This is a genomic window from Nocardioides sp., assembly GCF_035703625.1.
Lineage (GTDB): Bacteria > Actinomycetota > Actinomycetes > Propionibacteriales > Nocardioidaceae > Nocardioides.
Genome location: NZ_DASSXS010000060.1, coordinates 1 through 16879, shown reverse-complemented (window position 1 = coordinate 16879; position 16879 = coordinate 1). Strand labels below are relative to the sequence as shown.

General features: G+C 72.7%; 14 protein-coding genes. 6 read left to right on the top strand and 8 right to left on the bottom strand.

From position 1 onward, the window contains the following. The 5 genes from VFN12_RS02735 to paaN form a co-directional block, all read right to left on the bottom strand. A partial coding sequence (locus VFN12_RS02735) for an RNA polymerase sigma factor (RefSeq protein WP_325117032.1) occupies positions 1-320 on the bottom strand: 320 nt, incomplete at its 3' end. Between the two features lie 160 nt (positions 321-480). Further along, positions 481-1053, bottom strand: coding sequence for a hypothetical protein (locus VFN12_RS02730; RefSeq protein WP_325117030.1), 573 nt, complete (start codon positions 1051-1053; stop codon positions 481-483). A gap of 13 nt (positions 1054-1066) precedes the next feature. Further along, positions 1067-2560, bottom strand: coding sequence for an amidohydrolase (locus VFN12_RS02725; protein WP_325117029.1), 1494 nt, complete (start codon positions 2558-2560; stop codon positions 1067-1069). 108 nt (positions 2561-2668) lie between these two features. Beyond that, positions 2669-4114: a DHA2 family efflux MFS transporter permease subunit gene (locus tag VFN12_RS02720; RefSeq protein ID WP_325117028.1), complete on the bottom strand. Its 1446-nt coding sequence runs from the start codon at positions 4112-4114 to the stop codon at positions 2669-2671. Between the two features lie 259 nt (positions 4115-4373). Beyond that, positions 4374-6062 carry a phenylacetic acid degradation protein PaaN gene (gene paaN, locus VFN12_RS02715; protein ID WP_325117027.1) on the bottom strand — a complete coding sequence of 563 codons (1689 nt, stop codon included), beginning with the start codon at positions 6060-6062 and terminating at the stop codon, positions 4374-4376. A gap of 73 nt (positions 6063-6135) precedes the next feature. On the opposite strand from paaN, the gene VFN12_RS02710 reads away from it, so the two are divergent. The 3 genes from VFN12_RS02710 to VFN12_RS02700 are packed head-to-tail and all read left to right on the top strand — an operon-like array spanning position 6136 to position 9729. Beyond that, positions 6136-7632: a M1 family aminopeptidase gene (locus tag VFN12_RS02710; protein ID WP_325117025.1), complete on the top strand. Its 1497-nt coding sequence runs from the start codon at positions 6136-6138 to the stop codon at positions 7630-7632. After that, the gene (locus VFN12_RS02705; RefSeq protein ID WP_325117024.1) at positions 7629-8621 is read left to right on the top strand and encodes an NAD-dependent epimerase/dehydratase family protein; all 993 of its coding nucleotides are present in this window, start codon (positions 7629-7631) and stop codon (positions 8619-8621) included. The genes VFN12_RS02710 and VFN12_RS02705 overlap by 4 nt, the downstream gene beginning before the upstream one ends. Before the next feature lie 7 nt (positions 8622-8628). Beyond that, a complete protein-coding gene (locus VFN12_RS02700; RefSeq protein ID WP_325117023.1) occupies positions 8629-9729 on the top strand; it encodes a winged helix DNA-binding domain-containing protein in 1101 nt (366 codons plus the stop codon). Positions 9730-9849: 120 nt separating this feature from the next. On the opposite strand, the gene VFN12_RS02695 is transcribed toward VFN12_RS02700, so the two are convergent. After that, positions 9850-11370, bottom strand: a complete 1521-nt coding sequence (locus VFN12_RS02695) for an OFA family MFS transporter (RefSeq protein WP_325117022.1) — start codon at positions 11368-11370, stop codon at positions 9850-9852. A gap of 140 nt (positions 11371-11510) precedes the next feature. Between VFN12_RS02695 and VFN12_RS02690 the strand changes: the two genes are divergently transcribed. Further along, the gene (locus VFN12_RS02690) at positions 11511-12983 is read left to right on the top strand and encodes a carboxyl transferase domain-containing protein (protein ID WP_325117021.1); all 1473 of its coding nucleotides are present in this window, start codon (positions 11511-11513) and stop codon (positions 12981-12983) included. A 54-nt stretch (positions 12984-13037) separates the two neighbouring features. Here the strand turns inward: VFN12_RS02690 and VFN12_RS02685 are convergent, their stop codons facing one another. Further along, a complete protein-coding gene (locus VFN12_RS02685) occupies positions 13038-13463 on the bottom strand; it encodes a hypothetical protein (RefSeq protein ID WP_325117020.1) in 426 nt (141 codons plus the stop codon). Positions 13464-13601: 138 nt separating this feature from the next. Here VFN12_RS02685 and VFN12_RS02680 point away from each other — a divergent pair, with 138 nt between their 5' ends. Further along, the gene (locus tag VFN12_RS02680; protein ID WP_325117019.1) at positions 13602-15110 is read left to right on the top strand and encodes a hypothetical protein; all 1509 of its coding nucleotides are present in this window, start codon (positions 13602-13604) and stop codon (positions 15108-15110) included. Next, complete coding sequence (locus VFN12_RS02675) at positions 15107-15961, top strand: SDR family oxidoreductase (protein ID WP_325117017.1); 855 nt, start codon at positions 15107-15109, stop codon at positions 15959-15961. Before VFN12_RS02680 ends, VFN12_RS02675 begins: the two co-directional genes overlap by 4 nt. Here the strand turns inward: VFN12_RS02675 and VFN12_RS02670 are convergent. Next, positions 15958-16879, bottom strand: a 922-nt coding sequence (locus VFN12_RS02670; protein WP_325117016.1) for a serine/threonine-protein kinase, incomplete at its 5' end; no start/stop codon positions are given. The two genes, VFN12_RS02675 and VFN12_RS02670, sit on opposite strands and share 4 nt — an antisense overlap.

Here is a 16879-nt window from a genome sequence, read left to right as displayed (position 1 = left end):
GGTGCCGCATGTCCGTCGAGTACGACGTCGGTGTCCACGGGGGTCGGCGTTCGTGCGGCTCGGCGCCGCGCGTCGACCAGACGGGCGCGGGCGATCGTGAACACCCACGCCTTCCACTTCGACTCGTCGCCACGGAACCGTCCGAGCCCCTTGACCACCGACAGCCAGGTCTCGGCGGCGACGTCGTCCGCGAGCGGCCCGCCCATCGCTCCCAGGTACCGGAGCAGGCTCGGCTGCACGGACCGGAACAGCTCGGTGAAGCTGGCCTCGTCGCCCGCCTGGGCCGCGGAAAGGCGCAGCTCGAAGTCGGATTCCGGCATCCCACGCTCCCTCTGTGCCCGGACTGGTCCTCCCCCGACGCGCGGGACAGCACACCACAGACCGGCCGTGGTCGCCAGTCGCTCGGGGCCGGTGCTGCCGCCTCCAGCACCGCTGGCCGGCCGGGCGACCGGTCCGCCTGGTCCGCGCCGCCACCCCCACCTAGGGGTTCGCCAGCCGCTCCCGCAGGCCGGCGAACAGCAGTCCGACGGTGAGCGCGTCCATGGCACCGCCGCCGATCCGCGCGAGGGGCGCCGTCCACGCCCGGGTGGTCCGGACCCGGAGCCTGAGGTGCAGCCGGACGCCGGCGGCGACGTCACTGGTGACCAGGGCCCAGGTCAGGTCGAGAGTGTCCGGCGGCGGCGGGTCCTCGACGGGCCAGCGGTGGCGACGGGAGCGCTGCCGCAGGGACCGGTAGACCAGCACGTGCGGCGGTTCGAGACGTGCCACCTCGAACTCCGGCTCGCCCGGGCCCCAGTCGGGCACCCGGTCGCCGACCGCGAGGGCGCCGTACGCCGGCTCGAGCCGCCACAGACCGCGACCCGACGGGACGACGAGTCGCTCCGCCCGGCGCGGGAAGTACCAGCCGGCCCGGCCCTTGCCGAGCTGCACCAGCCAGGGCCACAGGTCCTCGGCCGTCCCGGGCAGGGTGGTGGCGCGGTCCATGACCACGTTGGCGTCGACCAGGTCGTCACCGGGCAGCCGGGCCGCGACCTCGTCCCGTGTCGCCCCCATCCGGCCGGCCCCCTCAGAGCTCGGCGTAGACCAGCTGGCCGGCCACCCAGGTGGCGTGGACGTGCATGTCGCGCAGCCGGTCCGCCTTCTCCAGGGAGCTGCCGGCCGTGTCGACCGGGTCCGAGTCGAGCAGCACGAGGTCACCTCGCGACCCCGGCCGGACGGTCCCCTGGTCGTCGACGGAGGCGGCCAGCGTCTCCCGCGGCGTCAGGGCCTGCTCGGGGTGCCAGGGATCGCGCTGGTCGCCGCTGCGGTGGACCGCGGCCGCCATGGCCAGCCACGGGTCGAGCGGCGAGACGGGGGCGTCCGAGCCGAAGGCGAGGGTGACGCCCTCGTCGAGCATCCACCGCAGCGCGAAGGACCGGTCCGCCCGGTCGGCCCAGACCCGCTCGGTCGCGTCGCGGTCGTCGAGCAGGTGGGCCGGCTGGACGCTGGCCCGGATCCCGAGCTCGGCCAGCCGCCGCACGTCCTCCCGCCGGATCAGCTGGGCGTGCTCGATCGAGCCGGCCGCCCCGGTCGCCTCGTAGGCCAGCAGCGCGGAGTGCACCGCGGCATCGCCGATGGCGTGGGTGGCGACCTCCAGGCCGTTGCCGACCGCGACCTTGAGGAGGTCGTGGAGCTCCTCGTCGGTCTGGTTGGGCTCGCCCGAGCCCGACCCGTCGGCGTACGGCTCGCAGCACCAGGCAGTCCTGGTGTTGAGCGACCCGTCGGAGATGATCTTCAGCGGCCCCATCGTGATCCGCTCGTCGCAGTCGGGGAGCATGTCGCCGGTGCGCAGGCCCGCGCTGATGACGGCGTCCAGACCGTCGGCGTACGTCGCGGTCCTGACCCGCAGCAGGTTGGCGCCCTCGTGGAAGCGCTCGGCCCAGTCGTGGTGGTCCCCGCTGAACTCGAAGTCGACGATCCCGGTGACCCCCATGGCGGCGGCCGCCTCCATCGTGCGCTCGTACGCCGCCGGGGAGGTGCCGTCGTTGCCCACCAGGGTGACCAGCCGGCCGTAGGCCGCGAACCACTCGCGCTCGAAGACGACCTTGTCCCGGACCGGCAGCGCCAGGGCGATCAGCGCCGTGGTGTTGAGCCAGGCGTGGTGCCCGTCGCCGCTGATCAGGATGACCGGCGTGTCGGGCGCCACCTCGTCCAGCTCGGCGACGGTCGGGTCGCGGTGCCAGCGCGAGAGCCGGTGGCCCCACCCGATGATCGGCTCGCCCGGGACCTCGAGGAGGCGTTCGGCCACCAGCGCGGTGGCCTCCTCGGGGGACCAGGTGGGGGCCAGGTCCAGGCGCTGGGAGGACACGGTCCACTGGCCGAGGTGCACGTGCTGGTCCCACAGGCCGGGGATCAACCAGCGACCCGCGGCGTCGTACTCCTCGAGGCCGGCGGGACGATCGAGGTGCAGGCCGACCTCCGCGACGGTGCCGTCCTGGACGCGGACGTCCAGGGGCGTGTCGACGCTCGGGCCGGTGCCGAGCTCGACGATGCGTGCGTTGCGGAGGAGCAGGTCGCGCATGGCATCCACGCTATCGACTCGGTCGGCAGGCCAGATGACCCCTCGCTGAAGTCGGTCCTGTGCCCGAGGACACCTCCGCGGTCGTCCTCGGGCACACGCCTGGGTGGGTCAGGCCGGGGACTCGGCCATCGACTGCTCCTCGGGCACCTGCATCGGCTTCGGCCGCAGCAGCGCCCCACCGATGGCGGCGGCGGCCAGGGCCGCGACGGCGGCGGCCAGGAACGAGATCTGGAAGCCCTCGTTCAGCGCGACCAGGGGCGCCTCGCCGCCAGCGACCAGCGACGAGGTGCGCCAGCTGGACAGACTCACGAACACGGCCAGGCCGAGCGCTCCGCCCATCATGAAGCTGGTGTTGACGACCCCGGACGCGAGACCTGCCTCGTGCGGGTCGACGTCGCCCATGGCCGCCAGCAGGACGGGGTTGAAGGCGATGCCTGCCCCGACGCCCATCAGGATCAGGGCAGGCAGTACGTCGACCAGGAAGCTCCCGTCGACCGGGGCCCGCGAGAACAGCAGGAGGCTGAGCGACGCGCAGGCCAGGCCGACCACCAGCGGCGGGCGGATACCGAACCTCATCACCACGCGATCAGAGATCTTCAGCGAGCAGTAGGCCATCACCAGGCTGGTGGGCAGGAAGGCCAGACCGATGTCGAGGGCGTCGTACCCCAGCACCTGCTGGAGGTAGAGCGTCGCCAGGAAGAACCACGCGAACATCGCACCGGCCCAGAGCACGCCGACCACCTGGGAGATCGTGACGTTGCGCAGGGCGAACAGCCGCAGGGGGACCAGCGGTGAAGCGGTGCGCGACTCCCAGAGCACGAACACGGTCAGCAGCACCGCCGAGCCGCCGAGCAGGCCGAGCGTGCGGCCGGAGGTCCACCCCGCCTCGTTGCCGCCGACGACGCCGTACACCGCGAGCATCATGCTCAGGGTCACCAGCACGGCGCCCGGGATGTCGAGACGGGTGGAGCCGGGGACGACGTCGTCCTCGGGCAGGATCCGCCTGGCGAGCACCCAGACGGCGATCCCGATCGGGACGTTGACCAGGAAGATCCAGTGCCAGTTCAGCAGGCCGGTGAGCACGCCGCCGAGCAGGGCCCCGACCGCGCCGCCCCCGGACATCACGAAGCCGAAGACGCCCATCGCCTTGGCGCGCTCACCGTCGTCGGAGAACAGGCCCATGATCAGGGCCAGCGCCACGGCCGAGACGGCCGCGCCGCCGAGACCCTGGAGGGCGCGCCCGGCGACGAGCAGGCCCGCCGACGGCGCCAGCCCGCAGGCGATCGAGGCCACGGTGAACGACACCACTCCGGCCTGGAACACACGCTTGTTGCCGAGCAGGTCGCCGAGCCGGCCGGAGAGCAGCAGGAACCCGCCGAAGGTCAGGAGGTAGGCGTTGACGACCCAGGCCAGGGCGGTCTGCGAGAAGCCGAGGTCGGCCTGGATGGACGGCAGCGCCACGTTGACGATGCTCATGTCGAGGACGATCAGCAGGTCCCCCAGGCACAGCGTGTAGAGCGCCAGCCAGCGAGCCCTGTGGTCGAGGTCGTTCATGGGGGTCTCTCCGTCGGTAGTCGGGGTCTCGTTCACCTGGTCCACGCACGCCGTGCTCGAGGACGACTGCTGCAGACGAAGGTTTCCGATCTTCGTGGAGTACGACCGGTGGTGGCTACCGAATTCATCGCTGTGGCGGATTCCCCGGCCCGCCGGGGAAACCGACACATCTCGGCCGTTGCACTGCCCGGGAAGTGCAGGGATCGGCTGAGGAGTGTGACCGGTGAGACGCCTGGGCTCGGGCGGGTGAGGGGGTCCGTCAGAGGTGGCGGCGCGACTGGATCACCCGGAAGCGGGAGGCGACGTAGGCACCGTCGGTGTACGCCGCGGTGGCGGCCGGGTTGGCGCCGGTGCCGTGGAAGTCGGAGTAGGCCGCGGACTGGTTGACGAACACCGCGCCGAGGAGGTTCTCCGACAGGGCGACACCGGCGTCGAGCGCCGCCTCGCGCATGTCGTCGATCACCGTGCCCGAGGTCGAGTAGACCGAGGCCGTCATCGCGCCGTGGCGCGTGACCGTGTCGCGGAACCGGTCGATCGACTCGTCGGTGTCGGACGTCGAGATCAGATAGGCCACCGGACCGAAGCACTCCGACTCGTACACCTCGGCGTCGGCCGCGCCGAGCCCGATGAGAGTGGGCGTCCGGACCGTCGCGTCGGAGTACGTCGGGTGCGTGACCGTGCGCGACTCCACCAGCACCTCACCGCTCGAGCCGGCTGCCTCGAGCCGCTCCAGCACACCGGGGTTCACCACGCCGCCGAGGAGCTCGACCGCGCGAGCGTCGTCGCCCAGCAGCTTGTCGAGCGCGGCGCCGATGCCCGCGCCCACCTCGGCCGGCGACTTCTCCCCCTCGTCGGTGTCGATCCCCCCGGCCGGCAGGTAGACGTTCTGCGGTGCGGTGCACATCTGGCCGGTGTAGAGCGAGAAGGAGAACGCGAGGTTCTGGCACATCGCCTTGAAGTTGTCGGTGGAGTCGATGACGACGGTGTTGACGCCCGCCTTCTCGGTGAACACCAGCGCCTGCCGGGCGTTCTCCTCGAGCCACTCGCCGAAGGCGTTGCTGCCGGTGAAGTCGATCAGCCTCACCTCGGGCCGCACCGCCAGCACCGCGGCCAGCCGGTCGGCCGGGTCCTCCGCGGCCAGGGTGACCAGGTCGGGGTCGAACCCCACCTCGTCGAGCACCTCCCGGCAGACCTGCACCGTGATGGCGAGCGGGAGCACGGCCCCGGGGTGAGGCTTCACCACGACGGAGTTGCCGGTGACCAGCGAGGCGAACAGCCCGGGCCAGGAGTTCCAGGTCGGGAAGGTGTTGCAGCCGATCACCAGGGCCACCCCGCGGGGTACGACGGTGAACGTCTTCTCCATCCGCAGCGGCTCGCCCCGCCCCGGCTTCTCCCAGACGGCGGTCGCGGGCGTGCGCGTCATCTCGGTCCACGCGTAGGCGATCGCCTCGAGCGCCCGGTCCAGGGCGTGCGCCCCACCCGCCTGGAACGCCATCACGAACGCCTGCCCGCTCGTGTGCTGCACCGCGTTGGCCAGCTCGAAGATCCGCCGGTGCAGCCGGTCCAGGATCTCCAGGCACACACCGGTACGGCCCTCGGGACCGGCGTCGCGCCAGGCCCGCATCCCGGCCCGGGAGGCCGCGAGCAGGGCCTCGACCGCCTCGTCGGTCGCCGGCACGCGCGGGTAGCTCACCCCCAGCTCGAAGCCGTACGGCGAACGCTCGGTGGCCACGGTCCCGTCGCTGCCCGGGGTCGTGAGCGGGAACTCCTTGCCCAGCCAGGCGTCGTACGCCTTCTTGCCCTCGGCCGCCGCCGTCTCGCCGTAGACCCGGGGAGAGGGGGACTCGTCGAAGGCAGAGAAGTGCCCACGGGAGGCACAGGCCTCCAGGGCGCGGTCGAGGCGTTCGCGGTGCCCCGAGAAGAACTGGGAGAGGAGGTCGGCGGTCATGGCGCCAGCCAACCGCGCGCCTCACCGGCGCGCAACTCTGCCCGCGTTCCCGCGTGCCGACTAGCGTGGGCCCATGAGAACGCGGGGTGCGGCCGCCTGGGTGGCGGTCGTGGCACTGGTGATGACGGGGTGCTCGGCGGGCGAGGACGAGCCCGAGGCCGCCCCCTCACCCACGGCCGGCTCCTCCACGCCGTCCGCGAGCCCGGCGGCCCGGGAGCCCGCCGGGACGGCTCTCGATCCGGACGACCCCGCCCTCGACGCCGCCCTGAGCCGACCGGTCGAGGACCGGGTCTACCCGAGTGTCGGCGACCCCGGCGTGGACGCGCTGCACTACCAGCTGGACCTGACCTGGTCCCCGAAGCCGCGGACCCTCGACGCGGTGGAGACGCTGACGTTCCGGGCCACGGAGGATGCCGAGCAGTTCCAGCTCGACTTCGGCAAGGCGCTCAGCGTCACCTCGCTCGCGCTCGACGGGGAGCAGGTGACGTTCCGGGAGCGAGGAAAGGACCTCGTCGTCACGGCACCTGTCCGGGCGGACGAGCGCTACACCCTCGAGGTTCGCTACCGCGGCACGCCCAGGCCCGCTCCGGCGCCGACCACCCGCGATGACTTCAACACCATCGGCTGGCAGATCACCGACCAGGGGGAGACCTGGACGATGCAGGAGCCGTTCGGGGCCTACTCCTGGTACGCCGTCAACGACCACCCCTCCGACAAGGCGCTGTACGACTTCACCCTCACCACCACCTCACCCTGGGTCGGCGTGGCCAACGGCAGGCTGCAGTCACGCACGCGGTCCGCTGGCAGCACGACGACCGACTGGCACCTCGACGAGCCCGCCGCGTCGTACCTCGTGACCGTGGCGTTCGGGAACTTCACGATGACCAGGGACAGGTCGCAGAGCGGGGTGCCGATGACCTACTGGACTCCCCGCGGCGACGAGCGCAGCCTGCGGTCGGTGCAGGTGGCCGCCGACGAGCTCGCCTGGCTCGAGCGCAGGCTCGGCCCCTACCCGTTCTCCTCGCTCGGCCTGGTGGTGGTCGACTCCACGAGCGGGATGGAGACCCAGACGATGATCACCCTCGGCCGCACCGAGTACACCCTCTCCCCCTCGGTGGTGGTGCACGAGATGATCCACCAGTGGTACGGCGACCAGGTCACGCCACGCGACTGGCGTGACGTGTGGATGAACGAGGGCATGGCGATGTACCTGCAGGTGCTCTGGGAGGACCAGGAGTACGGCATCGACATCGACGAGAAGCTGGCCGAGTTCGCCGCGGCGGACGGTGCGGAGAGATCCGCGGCTGGCCCCCCGGCCGACTACGACCCCGCCACGTTCGGCGAGGGGAACATCTACTACCTGCCCGCACTGATGTGGGACGAGGTGCGGACCCGGGTCGGTGACGACAGATTCTGGCAGGCGGTGAGGGCCTGGCCCCGGTCCCACGACAACGCCAACGCGGGATACGACGACATCGCCGCGTGGTGGTCGCGGAAGGCCGGGGACGACCTGCGCCCGCTGTTCGACGCCTGGTTGCTGGGCCGCCGGTCACCGCCGTACCCGACATGAGGCTGCTGGTCCTGGGCGGCACCCTCTTCCTCTCCCGCGCGGTCGCGGTGGAGGCGCTACGGCGCGGGCACGACGTCACCTGCGCCTGTCGCGGCGAGTCGGGGCCGGTGCCCGAGGGCGCGGCGCACGTCGTGTGGGACCGCAGCGACCCGGCACCGGCGACCCTGCTCGACGGGGACCCGTTCGACGCCGTGGTCGACGTCGCCCGGCACCCTTCGTGGGTCCGGTCGGCGGTCGCGGCGCTGCCGGAGCCGCACTGGATCTTCGTCTCGACGATCAGCGTCTACACCGACGACTCGACCCCCCACGGCACGGTCGACAGCCTGCCGACCCACGAGCCGATCCACACCGACGAGGACCTCGACGCCGGGCCCCACGTCTACGGCGCGATGAAGGTCGCCTGCGAGCAGGCCGTCACCACGGGCGCGCAATCGTCGGCGGTGGTCCGGCCCGGCCTCATCGTGGGGCCCGGCGACCGGTCCGGCCGGTTCAGCTACTGGCCCCGCCGGATCGCCGACGGCGGCGAGGTCCTCGCTCCCGGGTCGTCCGAGGAACGGGTCCAGGTCATCGACGTACGCGACCTCGCCGCCTGGCTGGTCGACTGCGCCGAGAGCCGGACCACCGGGGTCTTCCACGGGACCGGTCGCGCCATCACCAGGGCCGGGTTCCTCTCGGCGATCGCCGACGGCGTCGGCGTGGCCGGGCCCGACCGTCGCTGGACCTGGGTCGACCAGGAGTTCCTCGCCGCGCACGACGTGGAGCCGTGGGCCGGCCCGCGGTCACTCCCGGTGTGGCTGCCGCAGCCCGAGTACGCCTGGCTGATGTCGGTCGACGTCGAGGCGTCCTACGACGCCGGGCTCCGGACCCGGCCGCTCGCCGAGACTGCGCGCGACACGCTCGCCTGGCTCAGGGCGGAGCCCGATGCGCCGGTCACGGGGCTGGACCGGTCGGCCGAGGCCGAGGTGCTCGACGCCTGGCGAGCCCGCTAGGACGCCCGTGGACGACGTCGCGATCGCCCGGTGGCGCCTGCGCAACCAGCGGCTCGTCGGGCCCCGGGCCGGATCGGCCGCCGAGGTGATGGACGGCCTTCTGGCGGTGCAGGCAGAGAACCCCGGCCAGTCAGCCTGGGCGGTGGCCGCCCGGACCACCGCCCCGGACCCCGCCGACCTGGCCGGGAGGCTCGCGAGCGGGGAGGTGGTCCGAACCCACGTGCTGCGCCCGACCTGGCACTACGTCGCACGCGCGGACATCGACTGGCTGCTGGCGCTGACCGGACCGAGCCTGCGCAGGATCATCCAGCGGCAGCTGCTCGGCGACCTCGGGCTGACGGTCGAGGACCTCGACCGACTCCGCACGGCCGTCCTCGATCTCCTGTCCGCCACCCCGGACCGCACCCGCGAGGAGGTGGCCGCCGGGCTGCACGCCCGGCTGCCCGCCCTGTCGGAGCGGATCACCGGCCGCCTGGTGATGCTGCTGATGGCTGACCTGGAGCTGGACCGCCAGGTCAGCAGCGGGGAGCCACGCGAGGACAGCCACACCTACGCGACGTACGCCGCCCGGGTCGGCACCCGGCTCCCGCTGGAGCGGTTCGACCGCGACCAGGCCCTGCCCAGGCTCGCGCTGCGCTACTTCACCGGCCACGGCCCGGCCACCGTCAAGGACCTCGCCTACTGGGCGACGCTCACCCTCGGCGACGCCCGCCGCGGCCTGGCCGAGGTCCAGGACCGGCTGGACTCGTTCGAGCACGACGGGCGGACGTACTGGCACCTGCCGGGTGAGCCGCCACCGGGCCCCGGGCAGCCCCTCGGCCACCTCCTGCAGCTCCTCGACGAGACCTATCGCGGCTACCAGGACTCCCGGTGGGTCCTGGACGCGCGAGGGGTGGTCCCGCGGCAACGGGAGCGTGCGATCGGGATCGCGCTGGTCGACGGCCAGCTCGTGGCCGGCATGAAGCGCACGGTGACGCCCGCGCTGGTGCGCTTCGAGCTGGCGCCGCACCGGGCGCTCGCGGAGGACGAGCTGCGGTGCCTCGACGAGGCCTCGAGGCGGTACGGCGAGTTCCTGCGCCGTCCTGCTGAGATCGTGGTCGCCGGCTGACGTCCCGGAACGCCCGCCGAGGCGGCGCACCGCGGCCCGGCTGCACGGGAGCCCGGCTCCCCTGTTACCGGGCTCGCACCGCGCAGCCTGAGCCGCGGTGGTCGACCGCTCGTGGTGTGGCTAGAACAGCTCGACGGCGACGACCACGGTCTTGTAGACGCCGTAGAGCAGCGGGACGCCGACGATCACCCAGGCGATGGGAAGCCACACGGCTCCCGGACCCGGGAGGTCCCGGCCGTCCCCCGTGTCCGCCGACGCGCCGGCGGCAGCCTCCTGACTCCTGCCGGCCTCGTGGAACCGCTCGGCCACCGGGCGGATGAGCAGGTTGGCGACGAACCCGACCGCCAGCACGCAGACCATGGTGATCAGGGCCGGCGTGTAGTTGTCGGCGGTCAGCGTCCCCGGCTCGCCCTGCGTGTCGAGGATGCCGTTGATGATCAACGGTCCGGCGACGCCCGCGGCCGACCAGGCGGTGAGCAGCCGGCCGTGGATCGCGCCGACCTGGAACGTCCCGAACAGGTCACGCAGGTAGGCGGGCACGGTGGCGAAGCCACCGCCGTAGAAGCTGATGATGAGGCCGGCGATGAGCACGAAGACCAGGGTGGTGGAACCGCCGACGAAGGCCAGCAGGAGGTAGAGGCCCATCCCCGCGCCCAGGTAGAGCATGTAGATGTTCTTGCGCCCGACGATGTCGGAGGTGGAGGACCAGGCGAACCGTCCGGCCATGTTGAACAACGACAGCACTCCCACGAATCCGGCCGCTGCTGCCGCGGCGACCGTCGTCGAGTCACCGGTGCGGAAGAAGTCCTGGATCATCGGCGCCGCCTGCTCGAGCAGCCCGATGCCGGCGGTGACGTTGCAGAAGAGCACCGTCCACAGCAGCCAGAACTGGGGGGTCTTGATCGCGTTGTTGGCGGAGACGTTGCCGGTGGTGACGAGGTCCTTGACCTCGACATCGTGGGGGTCGTAGCCCTCCGGCTTCCAGCCCTCGGGTGGCACCCGTACCAGCCAGGCGCCGAAGAGCATCACCACCAGGTAGAGGAGCCCGAGGGTCACGAAGAGCTTGGCCACGGCGTCGCCGCTGGCGATGGCGGTGGACGAGTCGAAGTTGGGGTCGTAGATCCCGAGCAGCTTCGCCGAGAGGGGGCTGGCGATCATCGCGCCGCCCCCGAATCCCATGATCGCCAGCCCGGTGGCGAGGCCCGGCCGGTCCGGGAACCACTTGATGAGGGTCGAGACCGGCGAGATGTATCCCAGGCCCAGACCGATGCCGCCGATGACGCCGTACCCCAGGTAGACCAGCCAGAGCTGGGTGGTCGCGATGCCCAGCGCACCCACCAGGAAGCCGGCCGACCAGCAGGCCGCGGCGGCCGCCATGGCACGGCGTGGGCCACCGGTGTCGACCCAGGTGCCGAAGACCGCGGCGCTGAGGCCGAGCATCACGATCGCGATCGAGAAGATGATCCCGATCGCGGTCAGCGAGGTGTCGAAGTGCTCGACCAGCGAGGACTTGTAGACGCTGGTCGCGTAGGCCTGCCCGATGCACAGGTGCACGGCGAGCGCGGCGGGCGGGATCAGCCAGCGGTTGAACTTGTGGGTCGCGACGGTGCGTTCGCGATCGAGCACGTCGGTGATGGCCATGGGACGCCTCCGGGGGTCGGCCTGTTGTCTGGACCAATAGGCCACTACCCGAAAGAACAGGTTTCAATCACCCTTCGGCGCGGGAGAGGCACGCGATCGGGCCGGAGGCGACCACACGGGCGCGTCGTACGCTGTCGCCCGTGACCCGCCTGACCGCACGGGAGCTCGTCGAGCTCGTCTTCGACTCCGGCTCGTGGCGGTCCTGGGACAGTCCGCCGTCTCGCGGCGCGGTGAGCGAGGACTACGCCGCCCAGCTGGCCGAGGCGACCCGGCGCAGCGGCGTGGACGAGTCGGTCATCAGCGGCGAGGCCCTCATGCGGGGGCGCCGGGTGGCCGTCGTCATCGGGGAGTTCGGCTTCCTCGCCGGGTCGATCGGCCGGGCTGCGGCCGACCGGCTGGTGTCGGCGATCGAACGGGCCACCGCGGAAGGACTGCCGCTGGTCGCCGGGCCGGTCAGCGGCGGCACCCGGATGCAGGAGGGCACCCCCGCGTTCGTCCAGATGGTGCGGATCAGCCAGGCGGTCGCCACGCACAAGGCGGCCGGGTTGCCGTACCTCGTCTACCTCCGCCACCCGACCACCGGCGGGGTGATGGCCTCGTGGGGTTCGCTGGGCCACGTCACCGCCGCGGAGCCCGGGGCGCTGGTGGGCTTCCTCGGACCGCGGGTCTACGAGGCCCTCTACGGCAAGGCGTTCCCCGAGGGCGTGCAGACCGCGGAGAACCTCTACACGCGCGGCATCCTGGACGCCGTCGTCGCCCCGGAGGAGGCCGCGGACATCCTCAGCCGGGTGCTCGACGTGCTGATGGCTCCCCGGGAGGGCATCCCGGCCGTCCCGGAGCCACCCGGCGACGAGATCCCGGACATCGACACGTGGGACGCGGTCACCAGGTCGCGCCGGCCGGACCGGCCCGGCGTACGCCGCCTCCTGCGCTACTCCGCCTCCGACGTGGTGCCGCTCAACGGGACGGGGCAGGGCGAGGCGGACCCCGGGCTGCTGATCGCGCTGGTGCGGTTCGGCCGGGTGCCGTGCGTGTTCCTCGGGCAGGACCGCCGTGGCCAGACGCCCGACCACCCGATGGGGCCCGAGGCCCTCCGCGAGGCACGGCGTGGGATGCACCTGGCCTCCGAGCTGGGACTCCCGCTGGTCACCGTCATCGACACCCAGGGCGCCGCGCTCTCGCCGGATGCCGAGAACGGCGGACTGGCCGGCGAGATCGCGCGCTGCCTCTCCGACCTGGTCACGCTCGACGCACCGACGCTGTGCCTGATGCTCGGTGAGGGCAACGGCGGCGGGGCCCTCGCCCTCCTGCCGGCGGACCGGGTGGTCGCGGCGCAGCACGCCTGGCTGTCGCCGCTGCCCCCCGAGGGCGCGAGCGCGATCGTGCATCGCGACGTCGAGCACGCGCCCGAGATGGCGCGCGCCCAGAAGGTCCGGGCGATCGACCTGCACCACCTCGGCGTGGTCGACCGGGTCGTGGCCGAGAAGCCGGACGCCGCCGAGGAGCCAGAGGCCTTCTGCCAGCGCGTCGGCGCCGTGCTCGAGTACGAGCTCGCCGCGCTGCTCGCCTCCGGCCCGGGCTCACCCGCGGACCGGACCCGGCGTTACGTCTGAGGCGCCCGTCCCGGTGCGGGATCCGAGCGAGGGAGGACCCGGGTTCACTCGCGGTCACTCACCGCCGGTGCTGAACTGGCAGTCGTCGTAGCCGGCGTCGTACTCGTCCTGGGTGACGGGCAGCACCAGGTCGAAGGTGTGGCTCGAGGAGTCGTCGTCGAACACGAGGACGGTGGAGACGTAGCCCGGCAGGAGGTCGTCGAGGCTGTCGCGCTGGACGTAGAACGAGAGCTCGAGCACGCCGGTCGAGCTCGACTCGATCCTCAGGTCCTCGTAGACCAGGCCACCGCGATCGGGGTCGAACACACAGCGGTCGCCTTCCCCGCGGATCGAGAAGTCGGTGACGGCCGGCAGGTCGGCGACCTCGACGGCCGCCGGGCTGAGGGGCTCGTCGCTGCTCGCCGAGACGACCAGGACCGTGCCGAGGAGTCCGAGCGCTCCTGCCGCGGTGGCGACGACCTTCGCTGTCCAATGCGACATGCTCCGAACAGTAGGGCGTCGGCAGCCGCCTGGCCGCGGCTTTCGACCACGCCGACCCACCATCGATTCCGCCCTGCGGCGCCGTCACCGGGCGAGGCCGAAGTGGAACTGGAACACGTTTCAGTTTAGGGTGGCGCGATGCCGCGTCGTACGCCGATCCGCGCCCTGGCGGCCGCCCTGGCGGTCACGGCCCTGGGTGCGGGCGCAGAGGTCCGCGCCGACCCGCTCCCCGACATCCCCGCCAACCCGGGTGGGCCCATCCCCTCGCTGCCGACCGACGCCCTGGTGCCCGCGTTCGAGGCGGCACCGGCCGCCAGCAGACCGCTGGACCATCCGCTGGTTCCGCAGCACCCGTTCCTGTCGCCCAACGGCACGAGCAGCATGCACAACGACGCCTACAGCACCGATGCCTACGACGTCAGCGGACCACTCGGGCGCGACCTGACGGTGACCTCGCGCAGCTACGGCGTCCGCGAGTGCGCCACCATGACGTTCGACTCGAAGGGCCGGATCGTCGCGCTGTGCGGGGGTGTCGAGGGCTTCACCATGATGCTCATCCATCCCGAGACGCTGGAGCCGATCTCCGAGCTCGCGATGCCCGGCCGCGACGCGACCTCCGGCCGGAACCCGCTCACCGACATCTGCGGCGGCACCTACTTCTTCCTCGACGGTCAGGACCAGGCGTTCGCCACGACCACCACCAGCGAGATCTGGAAGGTCCGGCAGGCCGCCGACGGCGACCTGGCGAAGGTCCGCTCCTGGCCCCTTGCCGGACACCTCGACGACGACGACTGCCTGGTTGCCGTGGCACCCGACTGGCAGGGGCGGGTGTGGTTCTTCAGCCAGCACGGGACGGTGGGGACCCTCGACCGGCGCACCGGCCGCGTGGCCACGATCGAGCTGCGCAAGGGCGAGGACATCGTCAACTCCGTGTCGACGGACGAGACCGGGGGCGTCTACGCGGTGAGCACCCACGCGAACTACCGGCTGGACGCAGACCGGCGCGGCCGGCCACGGGTCACCTGGCGACGGACCTACGACCGGGGTACGACCCAGAAGCCCGGCATGCTGTCGCGCGGTTCGGGCACGTCCCCCACCCTCCTCGGGCGGCGATGGGTGGCGATCGCCGACAACGCCGAGCCCCGCAGCGCGGTCGTCGTCTACGACCGGCGCACGGGCGCCCGCCACTGCCGGGTGCCGGTGCTGGCCCGAGGGGCGAGCGCCACCGAGAACAGCCTGGTCGCCGCCGGGCGGTCGTTCATCATCGAGAACAACTACGGCTACGCCGGTCCGCAGTCCACGATGTTCGGTCGCTCCACCACACCCGGGGTGTCGCGGGTGCTGCTGCGCCGGGACGGCTGCCGCGTCGCGTGGACCAGTCGGGAGACCGCACCGACCTCGGTGCCGAAGGCCAGCCACGGCAACGGGTTGCTCTACGTCTACACCAAGCCACCGCGCGAGGACGGCGTCGACGCGTGGTACCTCACCGCGATCGACATCCGCAGCGGGAAGACCGCGTGGAGCCGGCTCACCGGCACCGGCACCCAGTGGAACAACCACTACGCCTCGATCTACCTCGGACCCGACGGGACGGCGTACGTCGCCACGATGGCCGGCCTGGTGCGCGTGGCAGACGGCCGGTCGTGAAGACCTACGTGGTGTCCGGTGCCGCGTCCGGCATCGGCGCCGCCACGACTCGTCTGCTGCGCGACGAGGGGCACCGGGTCGTCACCGTCGACCGGCACGAGGCCGACGTGGTCGCCGACCTGTCGACCGCCGCCGGCCGGCAGCAGGCCGTCGAGCGTGTGCGGCACGTCGCCGACGTGGTCCACGGCGTCGTCCCGTGCGCCGGGGTGCCGGGGCTGACCGGGGTCGACCCCGGTCTGGTCGTGTCGGTCAACTACTTCGGGGCCATCGCGCTGGCACGCGGGCTTCGACCGCAGCTGGCACCCGGCGCGTCGGTGGTGCTCCTCGCCTCCAACTCGATCACCTGCCAGCCCGGCTGGACCGCCGCCGTCGCGGCCGCCTGCCTCCGCGACGACGAGGACGACGCCCGGGCCGCCGCGAACGAGGTGGACGCCGTGCACGTCTATCCCGCCACCAAGGCAGCGCTGGCCTGGTGGGCTCGTCGGGAGGGCGTGAAGGACGAGTGGGCGGGCCAGGGCATCCGGCTGAACGCGGTCGCTCCCGGCCTGATCGCGACCCCCATGACCGACCGGCTTCGCGAGGATCCACAGCTCGGTGTCTTCGCCGACGCCTACCCCTCGGCGCTCGGCCGCCCCGGGCGGCCGGAGGAGGTGGCGGCCACGATCGCGTTCCTGCTGTCGGACGCCGCGAGCCTGATGGTGGGAAGCGTGCTGTTCGTGGACGGCGGCACCGACGCGCTCATGCACCCTCTGCGACCAGAGGGCATGGACGTCCACCCGGTCGTCGTCGGGGTGCTGGACAAGGTCTCGAGCCTCGCCACCCGGGCCCGGGCGATGCGCCGGCGACGCTAGCGCTCCGTCGCGCAGGCCCGGGCGGCCGCGGTCGCTGCACGCTCGATCCGCGGCGTCGCGGCACTGCCGGCCCGGTCGACGAAGTCGAGGTCGGCGTCGAAGAAGCCTGCCGACACCATCGTGCGGAGCCCCGCGCCGGCGATCCACCGCCGCGCCGTGCAGTCGGCATCGTCCCGGCTCATCAGGCCGCGGTCGGCCAGGGCGGCGGACAGGCTGGCCACCGCGCGGGCACGCTCGCCGGGGGCCGGGCCGGGTGAACGTTCCGGCGCATCGTGGACGCCGGACAGCGCCGCGGCACCGGCCGTGGCGAGCAGCGCCACCGCGGTCGCGAGCCGGCGGAGAGCCGGCGCCGAGGACGCCCGGCCCCGCACCACGTCGGAGAGCGTCGAGGCATGGCGCAGGTCGGCACGGAGCTCGGCTGCGGTGCGGTAGCGGGCGGCGGGTTCCTTGGCCATCGACCGGAGCAGGATCCGGTTGACCGCCAGCACCATCGGGCTGTCGCCGACCAGCTGCGGCACCGGCTGCTCGCGGTGCGCGGCGGCAAGCCGCTCCTCCGTCGCTCCGGCGTACGGCGGTCGGCCGGTCAGCGTCGCCCAGAGCAGGCACCCCAGCGAGTAGATGTCGCCGGCCACCCCGGCTGGCCTGCCCGACCACACCTCCGGCGCCATCCACAGGGGAGTCCCGGTCGCGCCGGGCTCACCCGACGGCGGCTCGGCGCCGACACGGCAGGCGACGCCGAAGTCGGCGAGGTAGGCGGTCAGCTCGCCGTCCCGCCGACGGAGCAGGACGTTGGCCGGCTTGATGTCCCGGTGGACGAGGCCCGCCGCGTGGGCGTCGGCCACCCCCGCGGCGACCTGGCCGACCAGGTCGAGAGCGACCCGGAACGGCGGAGCCCCCACCTCCTCGACCAGTCGCGCG

Coding starts and splice junctions, on each gene's coding strand:
- VFN12_RS02685 (WP_325117020.1), bottom strand. CDS start 13,463: ATGTCGCATTGGACAGCGAAGGTCGTCGCCACCGCGGCAGGAGCGCTC.
- VFN12_RS02720 (WP_325117028.1), bottom strand. CDS start 4,114: ATGAACGACCTCGACCACAGGGCTCGCTGGCTGGCGCTCTACACGCTG.
- VFN12_RS02710 (WP_325117025.1), top strand. CDS start 6,136: ATGAGAACGCGGGGTGCGGCCGCCTGGGTGGCGGTCGTGGCACTGGTG.
- VFN12_RS02725 (WP_325117029.1), bottom strand. CDS start 2,560: ATGCGCGACCTGCTCCTCCGCAACGCACGCATCGTCGAGCTCGGCACC.
- VFN12_RS02695 (WP_325117022.1), bottom strand. CDS start 11,370: ATGGCCATCACCGACGTGCTCGATCGCGAACGCACCGTCGCGACCCAC.
- paaN (WP_325117027.1), bottom strand. CDS start 6,062: ATGACCGCCGACCTCCTCTCCCAGTTCTTCTCGGGGCACCGCGAACGC.
- VFN12_RS02730 (WP_325117030.1), bottom strand. CDS start 1,053: ATGGGGGCGACACGGGACGAGGTCGCGGCCCGGCTGCCCGGTGACGAC.
- VFN12_RS02680 (WP_325117019.1), top strand. CDS start 13,602: ATGCCGCGTCGTACGCCGATCCGCGCCCTGGCGGCCGCCCTGGCGGTC.
- VFN12_RS02705 (WP_325117024.1), top strand. CDS start 7,629: ATGAGGCTGCTGGTCCTGGGCGGCACCCTCTTCCTCTCCCGCGCGGTC.